The following is a 23,388-nucleotide window of genomic DNA, read 5'->3' on the forward strand; positions in this document are numbered from 1 at the left end:
ACAATCGATCAAGCGTGGGCGCGCGCGGCGGCGAACCGCGCGGGTGCGCATCAGGCAGAGACGGGCAGCGGGTTCCGTCTGTTCTGGGCGACCGCGCATACCAGCAGCAGCGCGCTAAGCGCCAATGCAAGCTGTCCGGCCGGCGAAGACCAGCTTAGGTCCAGTGGATCGGCATCCCCAGCCGGGACCGGCGCGCCGTCGTCCAGCATCTGGCGCGCCTCGGTCAGCTTTTCGCGGGCACGGCGCAATGTGGCGGCCGGATCATCCCGACCGGCTTGCTGTTCGGCTGGAATAAAACTCGCCAGAACGGGGATCGGCGTCGGGATCGATGGTTCGGCATCGCTCCGCACCGGGGGGACCGGCGTTTGCCGCGCCATGCGTTTGGCGGGCTGCTTTTCCTTGCGAACCACCACCGGAACCACCGGCTCAGCGAAGATCGGCGCGGGCAGATTGTCGCCCTGCCCTGCATCCCCATGCTCCTCCGTCGCAGCGGAAGGGAGCACCGGCTCCGCCATGACCGGTGATCCGGCCCGGCTGGCCGCAACGGTGCGCGCGTCCCTGGCCCGCTGCAACCGGTTTGCCAGATCAACCAGCACCGCGTCGGACGGGGCAATCTGCTTGGCCCGCAGCTGGCCGATCCGGCGTTCGATCAGCGCAATCCGATCGTCATGCGCCTGCACGACCGCAGCGTTGAACGTGTCGTGATCGCTGACTGCCCCGTTCCTGTCCGAGGGTGCGATGGCCACGGCATCCTCCAGCACAGGCGAAGCGGCACGCGGCTCAGGCAGGGTGTCCTCAAGATGAAACGCGTCCATCGAACGGTCGGCCAACGGGCGCTGCGACGGCTCCCGATTGAACGCCGGAATGTCGACGATCCGATAGGCGGGCGGCGGCACTGCTTCGACGGTACGTCCATCGCTGTCCGTACGAATTCCGGCGGGATCGGCGTCGACGGCGGGCGCAGATCCAAGCGGCGCTGCAACGCTCATCGCAAAGGCGGCCGAGATCATTACGCCCATGACCATTTGTCCCAAAGTGGGACGCCTCGGTCAAGCGAAACGGCGGGGACTCCGATTGCAATCTGCGGCGATCAAAATGCGCCCGGCACAGGCGAACTGCGCATCATCGGCGCGCGGTTCAGACCGATTTTACAATCTGCGCGGCCGTGCCCGCAGGCTTGGCCACAGGAGCGCCCGACAGCCGCTTTTCATAAGCGTCGGCCATTTTCTGATGCGCCAGGGCAACGCAATTATCCTCGCAGGAAGCAGCGCGTTCGCGCTCCTCCTTCGCCCGTTTAAGGAAATAGATCTTGTCATCGGACCGCATATGATGGTCTCCGTGCGCCCGATTGCGTCTTCGAAACAAAATTAGACCTGGATCAACCGGCAAACAATTGATGCAAATCAACACCCATGATCCGTTGATCGCGGATACATACCGCCTTGCCGTACCACCCGTCGATCGATCGCACCGATCACCATGTAAGCAAGCTGCTCTTTTAAATAATATTTTGGTCGTCGGTAATCTTTTCATCATATTTCTGCGATCCGCACACCATTCCTCGCATTAAATCAGTGTATCCATTGTTCCGGTTCGTCGCTGCGACCGATATCCTGCGATGGTGATGTTGTTCGGTCAGGCAAATGCCCGGTCCACCTTGCTGGCGCTCACCTCGTCCGCGCTGGGATGGCGCAAAACCTGGATCGCGTGCCCCTTACGGGCGATCAGACCCAGGCCCTGAAACGCGTCGAGCCACCCTTCCATCGGCCATCGCTGCCAGCGATCATGGAATCTGCGGGCATTGGCGACGATATCGGCGAAATGTTGCAGCGGCGGATCATGGGCCGCGTGATGCTGATGAAACGCCCCCGCCCCGCCGATCAACCGATGCGGGACACCTGCATCGCGCAGGCGAAAGGCGAAATCGGTGTCTTCGGCGCCATAGCCGGTAAAGGCGGGATCGAACCCGCCAACCGCGGCAAAGCGTTCGGCAGAAACCCCGAAGGCAAGTGACCAGAACAGCGCATGGTCCGCAGCAACGGATTGGCCCGCACCGGGAAAGAGCCGTGCAGGATGTCGAATGGCGCGGGCGAGCAATTGCCGCTTCGACCAGTCATCGGCGACCGCACCGGGCGGAAGATAGCGCACCTCTGCACTCAACAGCGCATCATTCGCGCCGCACGCCGCCGCAATCGCGCCGACCAGTCCGGCAGCCGGGATGCAATCCACGTCAAGAAACAGCAGGATCGGCGACCTGGCCGTACTGGCAGCAAGGTTTCGCGCCTCGGCCAGCGGCAGGCCCGGCCGATCCAGCAGCACGGTCGTGACCGGAAAGCACTGCGGCGGGATCACGACTGGCCGATCGCTGGCCATGTCCACGACGATCAGTTCGGCCGGCAGGCACGTGCTGCGCGCCAGCCCCTCGACCAGCCGCTTCAGATGCGCCGCCCGGTTCTTGACTAGGGTCAGGACGCTGACGGTGCTCATCCGGCGCGCCACAGGTCGATCCGGTATCGATCGGCGCGATGATGAACGCCGACCGTCAATTCGCGCGCGATTGCGGACCGCAGCTTTTGAACGGCGTCATCGGCGGTCTGCGGATAATCGGTCTGACCGGTATAATGGACCAGCAGGATATCCCCGCCCCGATCGAGCGCGCGACCGATAAAGCCGCCTGCGGCCGCAAGGTCCGCATCGCTCCAGTAATAGGCAACCTCTGACAACAGGATCAGGTCAAAGCGCGCGTCCGGCTGATCCTCCGGAAAGCGCATCCGGCAAATGCTGACCGTCGGGACGGGCGCCAGCCGCCGACGTGCGTCCGCCACTGCGGTGCCGCTGATATCAATCGCCAGCAGACGATCGCAGCATGGCGCCAGCCGCTCGGTCAGCGCGCCATTGGCACACCCGATCTCAAGCGCCGACCGATACCGTCGCCCGTTCAGCGCGGCGATCGTCGCGTCGAACTTTGCGCGCTCATACTCGCTGGAATCCAGCCCCCAGGGATCGGCGTCGCCTTGAAAGATGCCTTCGAAATAATCGGGGCCAAGGCTGTTGCGGGTCATCGGCGGCGCTCGTACAGAATGTCGCAGGATGGCGACCAGCCCGCTTGCAGCGGCAGGCGAAAGCCGGGGCCATAGGCGGCGGAACGCTGGCTGCGATGCGCCGCAAGCGCAGATCGGCGGATACCGGTCGCAAGCGGCCGGGTGCGCCAGAGGCGACCAGCGACGCCGCCGCCATCGGACCAGACGCCATATTCGACGATACGGATCGCCGATCGCGTTGCCGCGCCAACGGCATGGGCCAATGCGGCGGCGGCGACATGGTCGCAATGTGGATCACGCGGCGATGTGACTGCGATCATGCCGATCCCCTGCCGCCGGCAATAGGCGGAAAGGCGGCGGACCGCGCCCCGGTACCCCGTGGAATCGACAGCGAGGGGCGTTGCATCCGGCCAGTTGAGCGTTGCCGGCAATCGCGCCGCCGGGTCGCCAAGCCGGCGCAGCGCAACCCGCGCCTCCCGCCGCCGCGCCCGCACCAGCCGCGCCCGCGCCGCCGGGTCAGCGGCGGGATGCGATGCCCCGCCATCGGTCAGATAGACGGTCGCGCCATACCATCGTTCAGCCACGGCCTGACGGATCAGCGCGCCTGCCCCCAGCGTCTCGTCATCGGGATGCGGCGCAAGGACGAGCAGCCGCCTGCACCGCCCGGCGGGCGGCGTCATCAGGCGTGCGGCGCGCGTCACCACCACGGATCCTCGCCCCATGCGTCGTGATCGAGCCAGGCGGCGGCGGCACGATCCCGTGCGTAATCCGGCCCGGCCTGCCGCAGGTACAGGCTCAAGTCGCGGATGATCTTGTCGGCCCGGTTGCCGTCCATGGCGCTGCGCGTACCCAGCAGGCGGCTGGCAATCTCCATCCCGTCAAGCGCCGCCCGCTCAACGACGCCGCGCGTCATCAGGGCAAAGGGGACGGCGTCGTCATCCTGTTGGGCAGCACGCAGCATCACCTCGCGGACCCACAGATACGCCGTGCGCGCGGCAACGACGGCATTGGCGAATGACGCGCGCGCGACCGCGCTGTCGATTGCGGCTTCGGACAGGTCGGCCTTCAGGGTCTGGACCAGCGCCTCGATCCCGCCCAGCTGAACGGCACAGAACCGCCATGCACCGGCGGTAAAGCGCGGTTCCAGGTCATAGTCGCCCGGTTGCCCAAGCATCGCCCCCGCCCCGGGCACGATATCGTCAAGGGCATAGCTGCCGCTCATCGTCGCGCGCATCCCCCGGACGCGCCACCGGCTGTTGTCCGTGCGGGCGACGTCATCGGCGCGCACCGTGACCAGGCGGCGGGATGCACCGGCACATTGCGCGGTGACGATGGCATAGGCATTGCCGCCCGCGCCGCTGGCGAAATGCTTTGACCCGGCAAGCATCGGCGCCTGCGGATCGCCGATCAGGCGGACACCGGGGCTTTGCTCACTTGCCCAGACGCCGAAGACGCAGCCCTCCAACAATCGCTGCCCCAGCCATGCGCGCTGCCCTGCATCGCCGAACCAGTCGTAAAGCAGCACGGCGTTGACGTGCCCTTCATACAGGCGGCCGATGCTGAGGTCGGCTCGGCCGATCCGGCGCAGGATTTCGAACATCGCGCGGTGACGCGGCCCCTCTCCCGCCCATTGATGTCCACCCGATTCAGCAGGCGCAAAGGCGGTCAGCAGACCCGCCCGGTGAAGCATCGCCATGCTGTCCGCCGGATAGGCCGGCGCCGCATCATATCGCATCCCCAGATCGGTCAGCGCAGGCAGCATCGCATCGGTGCGGGCGATCAGCGCGGCCAACGGATCGCATGGCTTTAACGGGTGGGGCATGGGCAAGGTCATGCCGCGCTGCGATCGGCCAGGGTTTCAATCCATGCCGCTGCCTTGGCCGACCCCCTGGGATCATGGAGGTCAGCGGGGCGGCGGGCAGCTTGCTCCACCGCTTCCTCGACAAGGGCACTCCACCGCTCTGGCTGCGGCCACGCGTTCAGGACCACGGCCGCATCAAGGCGGCGGAGCGCCGATGCCTTGGCTTCCTGTTCGCCATAGGGCCGTGGTTCGGGGATGCAGATGAACGGCGATCCGGCGGCGAACACCTGTCCGACCAGTCCGTCGCCCGCCGCGCCGACGACACAGCGCGCGCTGGCGATCACGTCCGCCACCTGATCGGTCCAGCCAAGCAGCCTCAGGTTTGGGGGACAGGCAGGCCGATCGGTCAGGTCGCCGGCGACAGCAATCTCCAGATCGGGGTTGGCGCGGGCGATGGCGACAAAGCGGCTGCCGTCCACAGCGCCGCCCCCACGACCCAGGACGAACAACAGTCCCTTTCGGTCCGGCGAGGTGACGGGAGCGTCCTGACCCAGCCCGGAAAAATACTGCGTCTTGGCCACCACCCAGTCCGGCACGAACGGATGGTCGAGCCTGCGATCAAATGGCGCCAGCAGCGCGGTGGCACCCCGAAACGCGTCCAGATGCGCGGGATCGCTGCGGTTGCCGCTCAACCGGACATAGATGGTTGGCACAGAACAGAGCCGGGCAAGCATCGCGACTTCAACCGACACATCGACCACGATCAGCGCGGGCCGGGCATCGCGGACCCACGCCGCGATTGCGGCAACGCGCGCCCGGATGCCGCAATGATCGATGGGCGCGTAATGCAGCGCCTCGGGCCGGGTGTCGGCAGCATCCTGTCCGTCAAAGGCTGAACCGTTCGACAACCGGTCGTCGGGCAGGTCGATCGTATCGACCCCGCCAATGGACGCCAGCCCCGTACCGATCAGCGTCACCGGACGCTGCATCGCCGCCGCAATTGCCTTGGCGCGGCTGGCATGTCCGGCCCCGTGCTGATGGACATAATAGCCGATGGGCCGTGTCATGCCGCAACCGGTGCCAACAGCAGGTCGTGCGGCATGGGCGGCAGCGCGGCTTCCAGTGCGGGAATGGCCGACGCTCGGCCATTGTCGCGCAGCGCGCGCCGCCACCTTGCGCGATCGCGCCAATGGTCGAGCGCCGGTGCGGCAAGTCCCGCTTCGGTGCCAAGCATCTGCATCGCCGCTGCCATCCCCGCCTCTGCACGGCCCACGGATCGCGGCGACACCCGCGTCCATACCGTCGGCGGATGGCCAAGGCGCGCGCCAAGGCTGAGCGCGCGTGCAACCAGCGCGCGATCTTCGCCCGTGCGGATCTGCGGCACGCCGCCGCAACGCCGATACCAGTCGATCGTCATCGCCAGGCTGGCACCGCTGTGATCGCCATGACGCGGCGGCACATCCCAGGCGACGGGATCGATTGCATCCTCGATCGCGCGCACATCGGCCCAATAGGCATCCCAGTGCCGCCGACGCTCGATCAGAAGCGGCAGCATGGGTTCGCGATCGTCGATCACCAACCGGCCGCCGACCAGATCAAGCCCGCCATGGATCGCCGCGCAATTGGCGGCAACCCAGCCGGGCGGCGGCCTGGAATCGGCATCGGTCGAAATCAGGATCGCGTCGGGATGATCGTTCAACAACATTGCCCCGGCATCCATGGCCAGCGCCCGCGCGGCGCCAGCATTCGGCTTCGGGTCGTCGATGCGGACGTCGATTGCCCGGATCGTCAGCCGGTCGGCATTGCGGCGGGCCAGCCGCTCCAGCAGCGCCGCCGATCCGTCATCGCAATTGTTGAGCGCGATGCTGACGAAAAACGGCACCTGCACCGTCTGATCGGCCAGCGCCTCGATCAGGGTCGGCAGCCGCTGCGCCTCGTTCCGGGCGGGGATACAGACACAGACCGGGCGCGTCATGCCCATGCCCGATTGGCCGGTTCCGGTTGAAGCGCTGGCCCATGGTCCGCCAGCTGCGCGGATTGCGCCGCCGCGTCGATCCGGTCGCGGTACAGCGCCTCATAAGCCGCCGTCATGACGGTCGCGTCGCAAAAGCGTTCGGCGCGCATCCGGCAGGCCGCCCGATCGAGCGTCACCGCCTGCATCGCTGCCCCGGCAAGCGCATCCGGATCGTCCGGCCGAGCCAGCACCCCGGTCTGGCCCGTGATAATCTCCGAAATCGCACCCCGGTCGAATGCGGCGATGGGCACGCCGCAGGCAAGTGCCTCCGCAACGACAAGGCCATAGGGTTCGTCCCATCGCGGCGTCACCAATGCCGCGCGCGCCCCGCCGATCAACCCCGCCAGCCGATCATGGCTCAGATGCCCTTCATACACCACACCATCCCCAAGGAGCGGGGCGACCTCTGCATCGAAATAGGCCTGATCCGAGATCGGGCCACAGATGCGAAGGCGATAGGGCGTGGCCCGCGCCGCCCGGATCGCCAGATGAGTGCCCTTTTCGGGAACGATCCGGCCGTACCAGATCAGATAGGGGTCCGGGTCGGCGTCAGGAGCAAAGCGGAAGCTGTCCAGATCGATGCCATTGTGGATGACCCGGTCGACCGCGACGACATGGCCCCACATCTGCGCAACGGCTCGGGACACGCCAACGAAACTGAGGTTTTCGGTGCGCGACGATCGAATTCCGCTTTCCAGCCAGCAAAAGGGCGGCGTGTGCAGGACGCTGACCATTGGCATCGGCAGCGTGTCGGCCATCGCGACGGGCAGATAGTGGAGCGCATTGTTGTGAACCACGTCGAAATCGCGTCCGCGCAACCTCGTCATCAGCTGAAGATAGGCGTGATGTTCCCGGAAAAAGGCGATGTCATTGGCCTCTGCCGTGCCGACGCCGTCAATCGCGGTGCGGCGGCAGATGGGCTCGACATTCAGCCGATAATCGGAGCCGTCGGCCGCGAACAGGGTCACCGCATGACCATTTGCCCGAAGCTGCCGCACCAGCAGGTTGGTATGCATTTCCAGCCCGCCGGCGAACGGTTCGGCGATCGGGTACTTCAGATGGGCGATGACGGCGATCTTCATCGGCGCAGCGGACGGCAAGCTGGCCCCGGATCGGTGGGAGGGGACGGGCATCCGCGTCCTTTCTGCAGAGGGGGTCGGGCGCTGCACGGCGCAGGGACGACCGGACTGATTCAATCCCGCGCAGACCCGAAAGTTGCGCTACCGAACCGGAACTTGATTATTATCAATCCGATTATGGCCCATCGTCGCCCGTCGGTCGTTATCCGGTTCGATGCACTGACCGGAGCGATGCATGGTATTCGAGCGATTTCTGACCAATCGACGCGAGTTCGAGCTGACGGCCGAAGAAATGCGTCTGCTCGACGGGGCGGTCAGCACGCGGCGCATCGTCGATGCCCGCACGACCATGATCAAGGCCGGGGAGCGCGTGACGAGCAGCACCATGCTGGTCCGCGGGTTCATGTCCCGTTACATCGACGATCCGGCCGGGCTGCGGCAACTGGTTGCGGTTCATGTCTCCGGCGAGTTTGTCGACCTTCATGCCTATCCGATGCGGGAACTGGACCACAGCGTTGGCACGCTGACCCAGTGCGAGGTCGCGATCATCCCACATGATGCGCTGAAACGGGTGCTGGATGGGCACGAATCCCTGTCGCGCAAATTGTGGTTTTCCACGCTGCTCGATGCTGCGCTGCATCGGGCCTGGCTGTTCCGGGTTGGCCGGCTCGACGCACTTGGCCGGGTCGCCCATCTGTTCTGCGAGATGAACGCCCGGCTGGAAAGCGCCGGGTTGAGCGACGGCAACGCATTCGAACTGCCGCTGACCCAGGCGGACATTGCCGAAATCTGCGGGCTGACCGCGGTGCACGTCAACCGCGTGCTGCGCCAGTTGCGAGAGGGGGGGCTATGCCAGTTCAGATCGGGCAGCGTCACGCTGATCAACCCAGCGGCGCTTGCACGGCGGGGCCATTTCGATCCGCACTATCTGTATCTCAAGACGATGCCGACGGCCCGCTGGCCCGATTGATCGGGGTATCAGGCCACGCTGGCATCGCTGGTCACGTTTGCGTTGCCCGAGAACAAGAGCCTCGGTGCTGACACCACTGCCGATGAGGCGCTCAACGATCGAGCCATGGCCAATGCGCAGGACATCAGCAGATTAACTGCACTAGCGTCTAATCTGCATCGCCAAGTCGGGGGGATGGCGTGTCGTGCCAGGTCATCTGGCTGATCCGCCCATCCTTGCCGCGCTCGAACCGGACGATCTCGGCCTCGCTTCCGTCCGGGCGGATGCGGCGAAACCGGTCCTCTCCGACCGGTTTCAGGATTGTCATGTCATCGCCGGGGCTCATGGACGGCAGGCCGAGCGTCACCAGACCTCCGGCCCAGGGCAGCACCATCACCTCCGCACCCCATGGCTGGGTGGAATAGCGCCCGGAATAGGGCTCCAGGTCAACCGGCGACGCGGCATCATTCTGGTTCTTCGCGGATTGCCGCTTGTTCAGGATGTCAAAGATGCCGTCGACATAGGGGGCGCTCGGTTCGGCGGCATTCATCATCACGATGACCGCGGTCTCGCTGGGCAGGTGCAGCATCAGCCGGGTGAAATAGCCGGGACATTCGCCGCTATGCCCGACATAGGTCTTGTCCCCCCGGCGATAGACGCCAAAACCCAGGCCGCGTGTAATCCGCCAATCGGGGTCCATGAACTGGACACGCTGCATATCGCGCAAGGTCGATGATTGCAGCACCTCGGTCTTGCCGGTCTGCAGCAATCGGAACTGCCATTGGGCGAACCGCGCAAGGTCGACCACCGAAGACGCAAATCCGGCGGCCGGCGTTACCGCGCTGGCATCGAACGGCTTTAGCACCATCCGCTCGCCATCCCGGTCGAGATAGCCATGACCCACCGCAAGACCCCGCCCATATTCCTTCATCGGCAGATAGGGCGTCGTGTGATCCAGCTTCAGCGGGCGCAGGATATTGGTCGTGACATAATCGGCATAGGGCTGGCCCGATGCGGCGATCACCGCCTCCCCGGCCAGCGTCAGGCCCATATTGCTGTACTGATATCGCGTGAAACCGCCATACAGGCGCGTCTGGTCGGCAAAGCTTTGCCGGAACGCTTCGCGTGTTGGAAAGGTGAAATCCGGCGCGCCCCAATATTGGAACCCGCCTTCCCGCGGGACCCCCGCTGCATGGGTCAACAGGCCGCGCAGCGTCACAGGACCGCTGGCCCGATCGACTTCCGCAAACTTGGCCCAGGGCAGATAATCGGTCAGCGGCTTGTCGAGCGCCAGTCGATCCTGCTCCACCTGCTGCATGACCGCGACGGCCGTGAACAGCTTCGAGATGGAACAGATCGAATATCGCGTGTCCGGGCTTGCCGCGACCCGGCGCTGCGCGTCGCTGTGCCCGAACCCTTTCGACCAGATCGTCTGCTGCCCCTTCACGATACCGGCCGACATGCCGGGCACTTTGCGAAAGGCGATCATCCCCTTCAGCCACGCCGAAATCAGCCGCAGCGCCTCTTCCCGGCCTGTGTCCGGCTTTTCCCCCGTCGCCGCTTGCAGGACGGCGGGTGCAGCGGGTTCCACCGGCGGCGCGCCGTTGGCCGGTGCGGCCAGATGGAGCGTGAGCGACAGTGCGATGGACATGCGCAACCGGGACATGGGCAGTCTCCCCCAAGATGATGCTTGACAGTCCTGCGGATGTTTTGTTCTTTGTGATCACAAAGCATAAATCAAAATGTCGCGCAACGCCGCAGCGACGACAAAATAGCGCAGCGGCATCACGAAAGCAGGGGAACGCGAAAGCTGCGGGAGCGCGGTACCGGTCGATGTGGCCGGTCGGCCGGGGCCCGTCAAAGGGAGGCCAAGATGAGCATCTTTTCGCGTACCGTTTCTTTGGTTGCACTGACCATCGCATGCGCCGCGCCCGCCTGGGCCCAAACCGCCCCGTCGGATGATCCGACAGCCGCGTCCGAGGACATCATCGTCACTGGCTCGCGCCTGCCCAGCACGGTGCTGACATCGGTGGCGCCGGTCGCCGCCGTGACGACAGAGGCGGTGGAACAGTCCGGCCTTCAGAACATCGCCGATGTCCTGACCGACATGCCCCAGATCGGCGTCGGCCTGAATGATTCCAACACCCAGCGACAGGCAACGGCGGTCGGCCTCAACCAGGTCGATCTGCGCCGCCTCGGCGCACAGCGCACGCTGGTGCTGGTCAATGGCCGCCGTCAGGTCGCCGGTCAGCCCTTCACTGCGGCGATCGACCTCAACGCCATTCCCGCCGCGCTGGTCGAACGGGCCGAAATCGTCACCGGCGGGACGTCGGCGGTCTATGGTGCGGATGCGGTCAGCGGGGTGGTCAACATCATCCTGAAGCGGGATTTCGAGGGGCTTCAGGCCCGCGCCTTTGGCGGGGTCACCTCGCGCGGGGACGGCGAATCCTATGGCCTCAGCCTGACGGGCGGCATCAATTTCGGCGGGGGCCGGGGCAATGTGACGGCCAATGTCTTTTACGACAATGTCGCGGGGGTTCAGTCGACGCAGCGCGACTATGCAGTGAACGGCATCAACACCATCGCCAATCCGGCCAATACCGGGAATGCCGATGGCGCGCCCAATTTCATCACCCGTCCCGGCATCCGTTTTGCCGGGCCGACCCAGATCGCCAGCACCTTCACGACGCTGGGCAACACCGTGTTCACGCCCGACGGCCTGTCCAGCCGCCCCTATGACTTCGGTCAGATCGGCAATCGCGCCGGTCGGCTGATCGGCGGCGATGGCGGCTTTTTCGAACAATATGACAATCTGTCGCTGCCGATCGAACGGCTGGGCGGATCGTTCAATGTCGGATTCGACGTCACCGACGATACCCGGCTGTTCCTGGAAGCGCGGGTCCTGAGCAGCAAGGTGCTGTCCTTCTGGCAGCCGGTGGCCGACGATTTCGTCTATGCCGCCCCGCAGATCAGCGTGAACAACCCGTTCGTTCCCGCCGATTTCCGGAAGGCCGCAACCGCCGCGGGCATCAGCCGGTTTCCGGTATTCCGCGTCTATGACGATTTCGGTCGCCGCGGCAGCGATGCCGACCGGCTGATGCAGCAATATACCGCCGGGGCCGAAGGGACGCTGTTCGGCGACTGGCGATATGAGGCCTTTGGCGGATACGGCCATACGCGGTCGAGCACGATCCTGCTCAATGGACGGCAGCAGGACCGGTTTCTGGAATCGGTCGACGTCATCCTGATCAACGGTCAGCCCGCCTGCGCCAGCGCGACCGCGCGGGCCAATGGCTGTGCGCCGTTCAATCCGTTCAATCCGTCATCGACGCCGGCCGGGATCGAATATAGCCGCTTCGACGATTTCTATCGCTCCACGGCGTCGCTGGCGATGGTGGGGGCCAGCGCCAACGGTACGCTGTTCGATCTGCCCGCCGGCCCCGTCTCCCTGGCGCTTGGCGTCGAGGCCCGCGATGCCCGCGCCAAGACCCAGCCATCTGCCGCCCTCCAGTCGGGTCGCACTTATTATCCGCAGGAAGCGCCGGTGTCCGGCAGCATCCGCGTCAAGGAAGCCTTTGGCGAATTGCGGGTTCCGGTGCTGCGCGATTCCGCTCTTGGCAAGGAATTGACGCTTCAGGCGGCGGCCCGCATCTCGGATTACAACATCAACGGCACGCAGACATCGTGGAACGCAGGCGGCGCCTATGAGCCGTTCGACGGCCTGCGTCTGCGCGCCATGCGATCGAAATCGGTGCGCGCGCCCAACATTACCGAGCTGTTTTCTCCGGCGAACGAAACCTTCGTCTTCGTTCAGGATCCGTGCGACGCTTCGGTCGTGAGCCAGACCGCCAATCGGCAGCAGAATTGTTCTGCCCTGGGCATTCCGGCAAACTTCAACGCGCCCACCAATGGCCGCACGACGCCGGCACGCGTCGGCGGGAACCCCAACCTCGATGTCGAAACCGCCTGGACCTGGACGTTCGGCGGTGTGATTGCGCCGCCGTCCATCCCCGGCCTGTCGCTGACGGTCGATTACTACGACATCCGCATCGACGGTGCGATCGGCACCATCCCAATCGGCACGATCCTTAACAACTGTGTCGATCTGGACGGACCGCCGGAATCCAATCCGCTGTGCGCGCTGATCACCCGCGATCCGGCCACGCTTGCCGTCACGCGCGTCGTCGCGACGCAGGTCAATGTCGGCCAGCTGTCGACCCGCGGCATCGACTTTGCGCTGAGCTACGACTTTGCGCTGTCAACGCTCAGCCAGTCCCTGCCCGGCCGGATGCAGCTGAGCCTGCAAGGCAACCGGCTGCTTCAGCTGCGCCAGCTGACCAACGCAACCGATCCGCGCACCGAGAACAAGCGCGAAGGGTTTCTGGGCGATCCAGAGCTGGAATTGCTCGGCACCGCCACCTATTCGATCGACGGTTTTTCGGCAACCTGGCGCGCGCGGTTCATCCAGAGCACCGACATCAACGGGTCGATCAATCTGTTTGCCGGGCGGCCCGTGGATCTGTTCGACGAGGCAAAGACGGGCGACTACATGTTCAACGATCTGTCGTTCAACATCGATGTCCTAGACACCAGCTCTGTGCGACTGAACATCAACAACATCTTCGACGTGAAACCGCCACAGGGACCGTTCAACATCCACCAGGGGATCAACGAGGCGTCGATCTATCCCAATCTCGGCACGACATTTTTGGCTGTCCTGACGCATCGTTTCTGATAGTTGGCGATGCATGGGCAATCGTTACTCCCTTGGCCAGAACGGCGCTTTCTTCGGATAGCGATTGCCCATGTCCCGTGACGATCCGCTAGGCACAGAGATGCTGTCCTCCATCGCCGAGCGACTGCCCGCGGAGGCGGACATGGCTGCGATGCAGTTCGAACCGGTCGACCGATCGACGCTGCAGCATCAGGTGTATCAGCAGCTGCGCCGCGCGGTCATGGGCGGTCTGTTCAAGCCCGGAACGCCGATCACCATCCGCGCGGTTGCCGATGCACTGGGCGTCAGTCCCATGCCGGCACGTTCGGCCCTGCAACGGCTGGAAATCGAGGGCGCGCTGGTCGCTCGCGGAGGCAAGCGCACGCTCGTCATCCCGGAAATGACTCAGGCCGAATATCAGGAAATGGTCGAGATCGGCGTGCTGCTTGAAGGGATGGCGGCCGAACATGCCTGCACCCGGATCACGCAGGACGAGATAGCAGTGATGCAGGCCGCCTGTACGGCGATGCAACACGCCGCCGACAATGGCGATCTTGAGGGGTATGTGACGGCCAACTGGACGTTTCACCGCACGCTTTATGCCGCAAGCCGGCTCAACACGTTGATGAGCTTCATTGAAATGCGGTGGCTGCGGATCGGTCCCTATGTCCGGCACATGATGCCGGATCAGCAAAGCCTGATCGATTCCATGCCCAATCACTGGACGGTGTTGAGCGCGCTGGAACGCCGCGATGCCATGGGGGCAAGCAATGCCATTCGGGCGGATCTTCGCGATTGTGCCCAGACGCTGCTTCCCCTGTTGCCCGGCGATCCGGCGTGACGGAACAGCGGAACAGGCCGCCGGACTAGCCAGCGTACACCGGCAATCGGGGCGCAATTCCATCTCATCGATCATCAGGGGCTCATGCCGATGAATCGCTTTTTCGCCCTTTCCCTGTCGGTTGCCGCGATCTGCGCAATCGCGCCTGTTCATGCTGAACCCGCGGTCGATGCGAACACAGCGGCCGGCCTGCTTGCCGGCACGGAACGACTGGACGGGCTTTATCCCGTTCATGTCGATCGCAAGGGCGGCCGGATCCTCCTGTCCCTGCCCGCCGCCGGGCGGGACGGCGTCGTGGCCCGGATGCTCTATGCAACCGCGCTGCGTACCGGCCTTGGCTCCGCGCCCATCGGCCTTGACCGCGCCCAGCCCGGCCCGGCGCAGATGCTGCGCATCCGCCGGATGGGCAAGAAGGTCGCATTCGAGCTGGAAAACCCGCGCTTTCGGGCCGCTGCCGGATCGCCGGCGGAGCAGGCGGCAGCCGCCGATGCCTTTGCGACCTCCACGCTCTGGATGGGCGATGCGATTGACGCGCCGGACGGCCGCCTGCTGGTCGACATCGCACCGTTCCTGGCGCGAGACACGCGCAACATCACGGCGCAATTGAACAGCAGCGGCGAAAAGGGATGGCGGCTGGTCGACGGCCTCAGCACGGCCGATCCGAACGCCGTGCGTGCCTTTCCGCTGAACCTCGAGTTCGAGGCGCGCCAGACCTATGCCAGCGAGACGCCGGGGGCGGAGGTGCGCAACATCGCGCCCGATCCGCGTCAGGTGACGCTGGTGGTGCGCCACAGCCTGATCGCCCTGCCCGAACAGGGCTATACCGCGCGCCGGTTCGATCCGCGCGGCGGCAGCTTCTCCTCGCAGATCCTGGATTTCTCCGCCCCGCTCGATGGCGACATCGTGCAGAACATCGCCAACCGCTTTCGCCTCGAAAAGCTGGACCCGGCCGCACCGCGGTCGCGCGTGCGCAAGCCCATCGTCTTTTACATCGACAATGCCGCACCAGAGCCCATTCGCACCGCCCTGCTCGAAGGGGCGTCGTGGTGGAAACAGGCGTTCGAGGCGGCGGGCTTCATCGACGCCTATCAAGTCGAAATCCTGCCCGACGGGGTCGATCCGCTGGATATCCGCTACAATGTCGTCAACTGGGTCAATCGGGCGACACGCGGCTGGTCCTATGGCTATGCCGTCACTGACCCGCGCACCGGAGAGATCCTCAAGGGCTCGGTTCTGCTCGGATCGCTTCGCGTGCGACAGGACATGCTGATTTTCGAAGGGCTGGTCGGCGCCGACCGCACGGGCCGGGGCGGGCCGAACGACCCCGAACAGGTCGCGCTCGCCCGGATCCGCCAGTTGGCCGCGCATGAGGTTGGCCATGCCCTCGGTCTGCTCCACAATTTTGCTGGCAGCACGCAGGACCGGGCATCGGTGATGGATTATCCCGCGCCCCGCATCGGGTTGAAGGACGGCGTGCCCGACCTGTCCGATGCCTATGGGGTGGGCCTTGGCCGGTGGGACGTTCATGCGATCGACTGGCTCTATGGCGATCCGGCGTCGGGCGATGCCGATGCGGCCGCGCTGGCCAAGGCGGAACGGGCCGAACGCGACGGCCTTCGCTTCGTGGCCGACGAGAATGCGCGTACTGCCGCATCCAGCCAGCCCTGGGGCAGCCTGTGGGATGATGGCCCGGACCCGGTGGCCGAGCTTGACCGGATGCGGGCCGTGCGATCGGCGGCGGTGGCCCGGTTCGGCCTGTCAGCGCTTGCCCGGGACGAACCGGTGGCCAATCTGCGCCGCAAGTTCGTGCCGATCTGGCTCGTCCATCGCTATCAGGTCGAGGCAGCGGCAAAGCTGATCGGCGGCGTCCATTCCACCTATGCGGTGGGCGCTGCGTCGCAGACACAGGGCAATCCGGTGGCCGCCGGCGATCAGCAACGGGCACTCGCTGCGCTGCTTGCCACGCTCGACCCCGCCTTTCTTGAGGTGCCTGCAACGCTGGTGCCGCATCTGTCCGCGGGCTTTTCGGGCGACGAGGATCGTCAAACCGAAATCGAACTGATGCCCCGTTCGGGCAACGCCGTCTTCGATCCGCTGGCCGCGGCACAGGTCGCAGCTCAGCAGACGCTGAACGCCCTACTGGCGCCGCAACGCCTTGCCCGGCTGACCGATCAGCATCGGCAGGACGCGGCGGTGCCGGATGCCGGCGCCATTGCCAACCGCCTGCTGGCGCTGACCAATGCCGATGATGGCGCACCCCGGCTGTCTGCCATCCGCCGGGCACTGGGCACGCGCATCATCCTGTCGCTGGCCAGCGCTGCCGCCGATCGCGCATCGGGCGGCGAGGCGTCGGCACAGATCGACCAGGCGCTTGCCGACTGGGCATCAATGCAAAAGCGGGCGCGGTTCAAGGACCCGGCCGATCGGGCCTGGGCACTGTCGACGGCACGGCTGATCGAGGATCGCGCGGCGCTTGATGCCATGCTGGCCAGCCCTGCCGGCTCGCTGCCCATCCCGCCCGGCATGCCGATCGGGGACGGCGGGGAATGACGCCCGGCATCCCCGCCGCTACGCAGTGATGATGCCACATCGCAAGGGTGGCGTGGCCTGACATGGAGCCGATGAGCCAGAGCGACCACGTCGACTGCCGCCACTCAGCCATCCCCGATCGTGCTTATTATCTCCCGCCGCGGACCTTCTTCGCCCTCAGCCAGTCGTTCAGCAGCAGTCCGACGCCGATTGCACCTCGCTCCGCTCTGATCCCGATCAGCAACTGCAACGTGCGCCAACGCACCAAGGCGGGGACGCCGGCAGCCTTTGGCCCCAACAGACGCCAGCCATGAGCAAGGGGTGAAACCGTGACAGTCAGGCAATAGCGCAGTCCGCTTGACCGGCCTGCGCCATGCAACCGATGAAAAACATGGGTCTCCCGCGCAATGCGCAGCCAGCGGGCGCGCAAGCGCCTCGTGTCGTCCAGCGCAATGTGCCTGATCGACAGGTCGGACGAGAAAGCCGGCGCATATCCCATCCGCTGTGCGCGAATGCACCAGTCGCGATCCTCGGACACCCCTGTGTGAAAATCCCCGACATGGCGAAAAGTCTCCTTCGATGTCAGTAGATTGGCCGTGACCAGCAGGCCATCAAGGCGAAAGCTGCGTTCGACGTCAAAGCCGAACAGCAGGTCGAACAGCTGTGCCGGGTTGATTCGGTCGCCCGCCCCCGGTGCAACCGACACCAGCACGGGGCCGCCGACAATCGACCCGGGCTGGGCAAGCAGTCGCTCAGCCTTGGCCAGCCAGTCGGATTCGGGCAGACAGTCGCAGTCCAGAAACGCAAGCAGGTCACCCTGCGCGACCCGCGCGCCCGCATTGCGTGCTGGCCCTGCTCCAACAACCGGCGCGTCGACAACGGTCACTTTCAACCCATCGAAGCGGCGTGCAATAGCCCTGACGTCGTCAACTCCGCCGGTCGATCGGTTGTCGGCGACGATCACTTCAAACGATGGCGTGGGGTTAAGACGGGTCAGCGCCTCCAATGTTCGGCACAGCCCCGTCCGGTCATCACGGTGGGGAATGACGATACTGAACCGGGGCAAGGTCATGCTCGCTGCCAGATGCGATCCCGGCGTTTGCGCCACCGGCGCCACCGCCGTTTCGCCTGCTCATACCGCGCACGCCACTTGCCGTCGCGAAGGCTGGTCCGGTCAATCGCAAGGCTGGCACCATCGGTATGCCTGCTAACATAGAAATTAGGGACCGCATTCACATTCACCATCGGCAAATGATATGTCGGGCACGCAGCAGCAGCTTGCGGCGGCACGATCCACGACCATTCGCCCGATGGCGTGCGGCCTGCCCGATGCTCAAGCTGAGCGAAGGTGATGTAATGATCGCTGACACTGTGGTGATCGGCAATGGTGACGCCAGCCTGTCGGAAACTCTGAAGAACCGCCTCATTCAGTTCCGTCAGCGCGCGATCCTTCCATAATGAACCGTCCGTTTCGTCGGGATTGTAGCCAAGGGCCCGTGAAACAGTTTCCAGCAGGTTATAACGGGTCGGGTCGATGAAATTGCGCGAGGCGATTTCCGTGGCGACATAATGTCCGCTGAATGGCGCACAGGGATAATCGATACCGCCGATGGTCAGCACCATGTTGGTGACCACCGGCACCGCATACCATTTCAGCCCCAGGTCGCAGAGCCCCGGAAAGCTGCTGTGCCGGATGGAAACCTCGTGCCGGACATCCGCCGGAATGTCATAGGCATGGCGGATTCCATCGGCCGTCCGCATGACAATCGGCAGCAGATCGAATCCGGTGATTTGCTGGGGGGCTTCCCATCCCAGCCGCCGGGCAACCTGTGTCAGTTCGATATTCGCCCGGTCGCCGATCACGACGCCGTGCTCCTGCATGTATCCGGCATATCGAAAGAGCTGTGCACTTTCGAAGGTTGGCGGCATCGATGATTCAGTCGCCGGGGCGAAAATTGTTATTGCAGAGCGCAGTTCGCCGCCGGAACAGGACTGACGCAGCGTCGCCAGCGTCTGATCGACAACGGCGTCGCAATCAGTGATCGTCCGGCGGTCGTTGACGAGCAGAGACTTCCAGGTAAGCCGGCCCGCGCACCGGGCGTGATTGCGCCAGGCGACCCGCGCACCAAAGGCAAGTTCCTCCGGACTGTGCCAATAGGTTCCCGTCCGACGAATGCTGCGACGAACGTCGCGCAGCCGCTGTTTGGCCGCCTGCTCGCTCTGGCCGGTTTCGGACGCAAACTGCCGGATGAATGCAACTGCCTCTTCCATCACCTCGGAACGGGTCAGGCGCCGTAATCGCCTGCGCACCGGATCGGATGAGACGTACCGGTCGGCCCTGCTGGTCACATCAGCCCGTCGAACATGCGCGCCTCGTCGCGAAGCGGTCTGCGGTTGATCGCGTACACAGCCTCAAGCACGCGTAGTCGCGCCCGGCGATAATCGGGATGGCGTGACGGCTTGTAGCTGTAGGACGCCTTTGCATGGCGCTGATCGACGCCGTCAACAGACAATCCCGGATAGGGGTCGCCATCGGCCATCAGCTTGTGCCAGATCGGCGTATCCTCAAGGATCGAAAAATCGTTGAACCGGACGCGATCAATGTACCGCGCATTCCGGATCAGGAAATCTGCCGTCCGCCCAAGATCTTCGGCAGTTTCCCCGGGAAATCCCTGAAACATCGTGCAGCGGACGGAGATGCCGGCCTCGCTCGCATGACGGACGAACTGTTCATTGCCCTCGACGGTGGAGCCCTTGTCCATCAGGTCGAGCATATGCTGGCTGCCTGATTCCAGGCCAAAACTGACCCGCCGCATTCCGGCCCGGGCTGCACTGCGCAACTCATTTCTGGTCAGGCCGTTGTCCTGCCGCCGATCGACATGGACGGTGCCGATCCATTGCGCGCCGGGCACCGCCGTCTGGACCTCTTCCACCAGGCCGCGGAGCAGATGGGGGTTCGAATTGAGCTTGAGGTCCAGAAACAGGAAATTGGTCGTCGCGCAGCGCCGCGATTGTTCCCGCATTTCGTTCAGGACCGATTCGACGCTGCGCGTGCGGAACGTCCGGCCGTTCGCGGACACGACATCCGAACAGAACAGGCACCGGCCCCACTGGCATCCGCGGCCGGTCATGATCGGGACGATCCGAACGGGATAGCGGTCCCACGGAAAATCGGTGAAATCCGGAACCGGAGAGCGATCCAGTTCGCGCAAGGGCGGCGCGGCGGGCGTGCCGCGACCGTCGCTCAAGGTGATGCCGGGTATCGTGCTCATGTCTTCCCCGCCAAGCACGGCGGAAACGAGATCTGGCGCAGCCAGATCGGCCTCACCGCCATAGATCGCGGTCAATCCGGGTATGGTTCGCCAGGCTTGCGTCGTGCCCTTCAGGTTGAAGGCCGGCCCGCCCAGAAGCACCGGAATGTTGCGCGCCTTCGCCAGGCGACAAAGCCGAACGACGGTGGCGTGATGCTGAAGATAGGCGGACAGCAACAGGATGTCGGGCCCCTGATCAAGCGCGCGCCCGACTTCCCGAATGACCGTTGCGTGGGGCCGCCGGTGATACCAGTAAAACAGTGACCGCATGGCGTTGCGAAAGGCAATCAGGCCCGGCGTAGTCGAAAGGTGCAGCGCGCGCATCCATTTGTGATGCAGGCGATCGGGCTTTTCCCGCGCCGCGGCCGGGACGTCATAGGCGAGGGGTACAAGCAGGTCCACACGGTGCCCCGCATTACGCAACGCAGCGACCAGCAGTCCGACGGCAAGCGTCGGAAACGAGGCAAAGTTATTGAGATCAACAAGCAGAACGCGCTTTCCATCACTCGCGGAAAGGCGCTTCGCTCCGCGTCTGGTCACTGCGTCCAACAGGTCCGTCTCCGCTTAATTGTGCAGATGCAATATGAAGCAGCTATCTGATTTGCCGCAATTTTGGAATGCATTACGCGACCAGCCAAGGGCCGGGAGAGGACGCCACCGTCATTGCCCGATAACCGGAATCCGCGCAGCGATAAAACGTCAACAAAAGGGGGATATTGGTCGGGGAGACAGGATTCGAACCTGCGAACTCGCTTTACATAGGGCAGTCCGTGAGTCGCGATTTTGCGAGAATTATCGACTTTTGAACTGTATATTTTACTGTATATTCTTAGCCGGTTCGGCTACTATTTTGCCATGAAGAAACCCACCGACCGCTACCTGTGGCTCCGTCCCGAATCCCGCAACATCTGGTTCCGCATGGCCGTGCCTAAAGAGGCTCAAGACCGAGTAGGGAAGAAGCTCTACACCTGCACCCTGGGCACTTGTGACCCACGCGAAGCCGTCGTGCTTGCTGGCAAGAAGCGCGCCGAACTGTTCGAAGCTTGGGGGCTGATGCCGGCTCCCTCGTCACAACTACCGGTGCCATTTCGCCGCCTACCGACCGAAGCCGAGCTTGAGCACGCCGCGGTCGTGCTTGGCTACGAGCTGCCTAGAGAGGATGCGGAAGCGAGTCGCCGCACCCTTCGCGGTCCAAACATGTATCGTGCGCATGTCGCTTGGACACAGGCAGCTCTTGAGGATCAGATTTGCGCTACAAACACCGGTGACCATGAGCCGGTGCGTGACTTGGCCGACGCGGCAGTAGAAGTTTTGGGCGTCGATCTAACGCCGGATAGCGAGGGGTATGCTAAGCTGTGTGACTTGCTCAACAAGGCCAGACTTGCCGACCTCCAAGAGCAGCACCAGCGCAACCTCGGCAACGTGGAAGCTGTCACAGACAGCCCACTCGTGCAGCGCGTCCGGGAGCGAGAATCAGCCAAAGCAAAAAAGGGCGAAACGCTTCTTGAGCTATTCGAGTCATGGGGTGCAGAAATGCTAGCCAAGGGCGAGAAGCGCACCGATACGGTCAATCAGGACCGCAAGGTGCTTGCGCAGTTCGCGGCGTTCGTCGGTGCCGACCGCGACGTGCGTTCGATCACGCCGGCAGACGTGGCGGACTACCGCGACACCATGCGCCACCTGCCGCCGAAGTGGTTGAGCAAGCGCGATCTGCGCGACCTGGATATGCGCACAGCTGCCGCGACGGCACGCGCCCTAGGTATGCCGCAGACCAAATACACGACCATCAACAAGCACCTCTCGACGATCTCGCCGCTATACAAGTGGTTGGCGAGACAGCCGAAGTGGGCGGGCATGCGCAATCCTTGCGACGGCCTGTTCCATGCCAAGGTGAAGGGGAAGAACCGGCGTCCTTCATTCAACACCGCCGCGCTCAACAAAATACTAGGCTCGCCGCTGTTCAACGGGTTTCTCGCAACCGATCGCGAGCATGTGCCGGGAACCATGCGCGCCGACGACTGGCGCTACTGGCTGCCGCTTGCCGCCATGTTCAGCGGCGCGCGCATCGGCGAGATTGCGCAGCTTCGCGTTGGCGACGTGAACACGCAGTTCGGGGTGTGGTTCATCCATATCCGCCATGAGGAAAAGGACGGCCTCACGACCAAGAGCGGCAAGAGCCGGTTCGCGGCGGTGCATCCGATGCTTGAGCGCATCGGCTTCCTCGCATTCCACCAGCGCCGGCTTGAGGCCGTGGGCAGCGATCTTGACGCGCCGATGTTCCCGGAGCTGGAGCCGAATGCGCGCGGACAGATCAGCGGTATGGCGTCGCGCTGGTGGCGCGAATATCTCGCCGCGATCGGGGTTAAGGATGGCGACGCTCAAGGTGGCGATGGCTTCGGTGCCCATAGCTTCCGGCATACCCTCACCGACCGTTTGCGCGTCGAAGCTGAGCTGCTGGACCCCCAGATTGCCGTGTGCCTGGGGCATAGCGAAAAGACCACGACTGGCGGGTATGGCAGTATTCCCCAAGGCACCGTGAATATGCTCAAGGGCTATATGGACGCGGTGCGGTTCGATGGCGTGATGTTCGATCATCTGATCGCCGCAGAGGATGCGCGGAAGCTCGCCGCATAGGTGCGCGATACGACAGTCGGCGAGCAGTTTTTCTGCTCGCCGAGCGCATCATTTCGGCAGTATTTTTAGACACGCCGAAGGGGGTTGACGTTCTCAACCTAACCTGTTTACGCGCGCACGCCTGCGCCCGCCCCTGCGTCTATAAAACAAATAATATATAAGATTCTTAGATTCTGATTCAGAATCAGATTCTTGAATCTTCCATTCAAGTGTTCTTCTTCGAAGAACGGACTGCGTCTCGTTTTTTACAAAAATCAAAAATGGGAACAGGCAACGCCAACCCTCTCGGAGTGTAAGTAGCTTTTCATTTTGTGTTTTCGAAAAACCATGCTACAATCCACAACATCAGCGCTGTTGGCGTTCGATCCTCCTCCTGAGGTTAACTGAGAAGGTTGCGGCCATGACCTTGACGGTGCGCTTTGATAAATCCTTAGCCACGGCCTGACGGCAACCGGCAATCTCCACAACGGAAACC

19 protein-coding genes are annotated in these 23,388 nt (G+C 64.1%); 6 read left to right on the forward strand and 13 right to left on the reverse strand.

Annotated features, from left to right (window positions below):
• Positions 1-50 precede the first annotated feature (50 nt).
• The 9 genes from NYR55_RS04160 to NYR55_RS04200 all read right to left on the reverse strand — a co-directional run bounded on the left by NYR55_RS04160 (position 51) and on the right by NYR55_RS04200 (position 7,938).
• On the reverse strand, positions 51-1,019 hold the full coding sequence (locus NYR55_RS04160) for a hypothetical protein (RefSeq protein ID WP_260019962.1): 969 nt from the start codon (positions 1,017-1,019) through the stop codon (positions 51-53).
• Between the two features lie 118 nt (positions 1,020-1,137).
• Positions 1,138-1,326, reverse strand: a complete 189-nt coding sequence (locus NYR55_RS04165; RefSeq protein WP_260019963.1) for a hypothetical protein — start codon at positions 1,324-1,326, stop codon at positions 1,138-1,140.
• Between the two features lie 309 nt (positions 1,327-1,635).
• On the reverse strand, positions 1,636-2,487 hold the full coding sequence (locus NYR55_RS04170) for a glycosyltransferase (protein ID WP_260019964.1): 852 nt from the start codon (positions 2,485-2,487) through the stop codon (positions 1,636-1,638).
• Positions 2,484-3,062 (reverse strand): nodulation S family protein, encoded by a 579-nt coding sequence (locus NYR55_RS04175; protein WP_260019965.1) that lies wholly within the window; start codon positions 3,060-3,062, stop codon positions 2,484-2,486. Before NYR55_RS04175 ends, NYR55_RS04170 begins: the two co-directional genes overlap by 4 nt.
• Complete coding sequence (locus tag NYR55_RS04180; protein WP_260019966.1) at positions 3,059-3,742, reverse strand: PIG-L family deacetylase; 684 nt, start codon at positions 3,740-3,742, stop codon at positions 3,059-3,061. Before NYR55_RS04180 ends, NYR55_RS04175 begins: the two co-directional genes overlap by 4 nt.
• The gene (locus NYR55_RS04185) at positions 3,739-4,875 is read right to left on the reverse strand and encodes an acyl-CoA dehydrogenase family protein (protein WP_260019967.1); all 1,137 of its coding nucleotides are present in this window, start codon (positions 4,873-4,875) and stop codon (positions 3,739-3,741) included. The genes NYR55_RS04180 and NYR55_RS04185 overlap by 4 nt, the downstream gene beginning before the upstream one ends.
• Complete coding sequence (locus tag NYR55_RS04190) at positions 4,872-5,909, reverse strand: glycosyltransferase (RefSeq protein WP_260019968.1); 1,038 nt, start codon at positions 5,907-5,909, stop codon at positions 4,872-4,874. Before NYR55_RS04190 ends, NYR55_RS04185 begins: the two co-directional genes overlap by 4 nt.
• The gene (locus NYR55_RS04195; RefSeq protein WP_260019969.1) at positions 5,906-6,817 is read right to left on the reverse strand and encodes a glycosyltransferase family A protein; all 912 of its coding nucleotides are present in this window, start codon (positions 6,815-6,817) and stop codon (positions 5,906-5,908) included. The genes NYR55_RS04190 and NYR55_RS04195 overlap by 4 nt, the downstream gene beginning before the upstream one ends.
• Complete coding sequence (locus tag NYR55_RS04200; RefSeq protein ID WP_260019970.1) at positions 6,814-7,938, reverse strand: glycosyltransferase family 4 protein; 1,125 nt, start codon at positions 7,936-7,938, stop codon at positions 6,814-6,816. The genes NYR55_RS04195 and NYR55_RS04200 overlap by 4 nt, the downstream gene beginning before the upstream one ends.
• Here NYR55_RS04200 and NYR55_RS04205 point away from each other — a divergent pair.
• Positions 7,922-8,047, forward strand: coding sequence for a hypothetical protein (locus NYR55_RS04205; protein ID WP_260019971.1), 126 nt, complete (start codon positions 7,922-7,924; stop codon positions 8,045-8,047). The two genes, NYR55_RS04200 and NYR55_RS04205, sit on opposite strands and share 17 nt — an antisense overlap.
• Positions 8,048-8,170: 123 nt before the next feature.
• The gene (locus tag NYR55_RS04210; protein ID WP_260019972.1) at positions 8,171-8,905 is read left to right on the forward strand and encodes a Crp/Fnr family transcriptional regulator; all 735 of its coding nucleotides are present in this window, start codon (positions 8,171-8,173) and stop codon (positions 8,903-8,905) included.
• A gap of 148 nt (positions 8,906-9,053) precedes the next feature.
• Here the strand turns inward: NYR55_RS04210 and NYR55_RS04215 are convergent, their stop codons facing one another.
• Positions 9,054-10,550, reverse strand: coding sequence for a serine hydrolase domain-containing protein (locus NYR55_RS04215; RefSeq protein ID WP_260019973.1), 1,497 nt, complete (start codon positions 10,548-10,550; stop codon positions 9,054-9,056).
• Between the two features lie 207 nt (positions 10,551-10,757).
• On the opposite strand from NYR55_RS04215, the gene NYR55_RS04220 reads away from it, so the two are divergent.
• The 3 genes from NYR55_RS04220 to NYR55_RS04230 all read left to right on the forward strand — a co-directional run bounded on the left by NYR55_RS04220 (position 10,758) and on the right by NYR55_RS04230 (position 16,989).
• Positions 10,758-13,619, forward strand: coding sequence for a TonB-dependent receptor (locus tag NYR55_RS04220; RefSeq protein WP_260019974.1), 2,862 nt, complete (start codon positions 10,758-10,760; stop codon positions 13,617-13,619).
• A gap of 70 nt (positions 13,620-13,689) precedes the next feature.
• Positions 13,690-14,439, forward strand: coding sequence for a GntR family transcriptional regulator (locus NYR55_RS04225; protein ID WP_260019975.1), 750 nt, complete (start codon positions 13,690-13,692; stop codon positions 14,437-14,439).
• Between the two features lie 90 nt (positions 14,440-14,529).
• A complete protein-coding gene (locus NYR55_RS04230) occupies positions 14,530-16,989 on the forward strand; it encodes a zinc-dependent metalloprotease (RefSeq protein ID WP_260019976.1) in 2,460 nt (819 codons plus the stop codon).
• 127 nt (positions 16,990-17,116) lie between these two features.
• On the opposite strand, the gene NYR55_RS04235 is transcribed toward NYR55_RS04230, so the two are convergent.
• From NYR55_RS04235 to NYR55_RS04245, 3 genes are read right to left on the reverse strand one after another with little or no spacing between them, the layout of a single operon-like run.
• Positions 17,117-18,040, reverse strand: a complete 924-nt coding sequence (locus NYR55_RS04235) for a glycosyltransferase family 2 protein (protein ID WP_260019977.1) — start codon at positions 18,038-18,040, stop codon at positions 17,117-17,119.
• The gene (locus tag NYR55_RS04240; protein WP_260019978.1) at positions 18,037-19,317 is read right to left on the reverse strand and encodes a nitric oxide synthase oxygenase; all 1,281 of its coding nucleotides are present in this window, start codon (positions 19,315-19,317) and stop codon (positions 18,037-18,039) included. The genes NYR55_RS04235 and NYR55_RS04240 overlap by 4 nt, the downstream gene beginning before the upstream one ends.
• Positions 19,314-20,681 carry a B12-binding domain-containing radical SAM protein gene (locus NYR55_RS04245; protein WP_260019979.1) on the reverse strand — a complete coding sequence of 456 codons (1,368 nt, stop codon included), beginning with the start codon at positions 20,679-20,681 and terminating at the stop codon, positions 19,314-19,316. Before NYR55_RS04245 ends, NYR55_RS04240 begins: the two co-directional genes overlap by 4 nt.
• A gap of 453 nt (positions 20,682-21,134) precedes the next feature.
• On the opposite strand from NYR55_RS04245, the gene NYR55_RS04250 reads away from it, so the two are divergent.
• Entirely contained in the window at positions 21,135-22,913 is a 1,779-nt protein-coding gene (locus NYR55_RS04250; RefSeq protein WP_260019980.1) for a DUF6538 domain-containing protein, read from the forward strand.
• The last annotated feature ends 475 nt before the right edge of the window (positions 22,914-23,388 follow it).

Origin of the sequence: Sphingomonas sp. BGYR3, assembly GCF_025153455.1 — a bacterium.
Lineage (GTDB): Bacteria > Pseudomonadota > Alphaproteobacteria > Sphingomonadales > Sphingomonadaceae > Sphingomonas.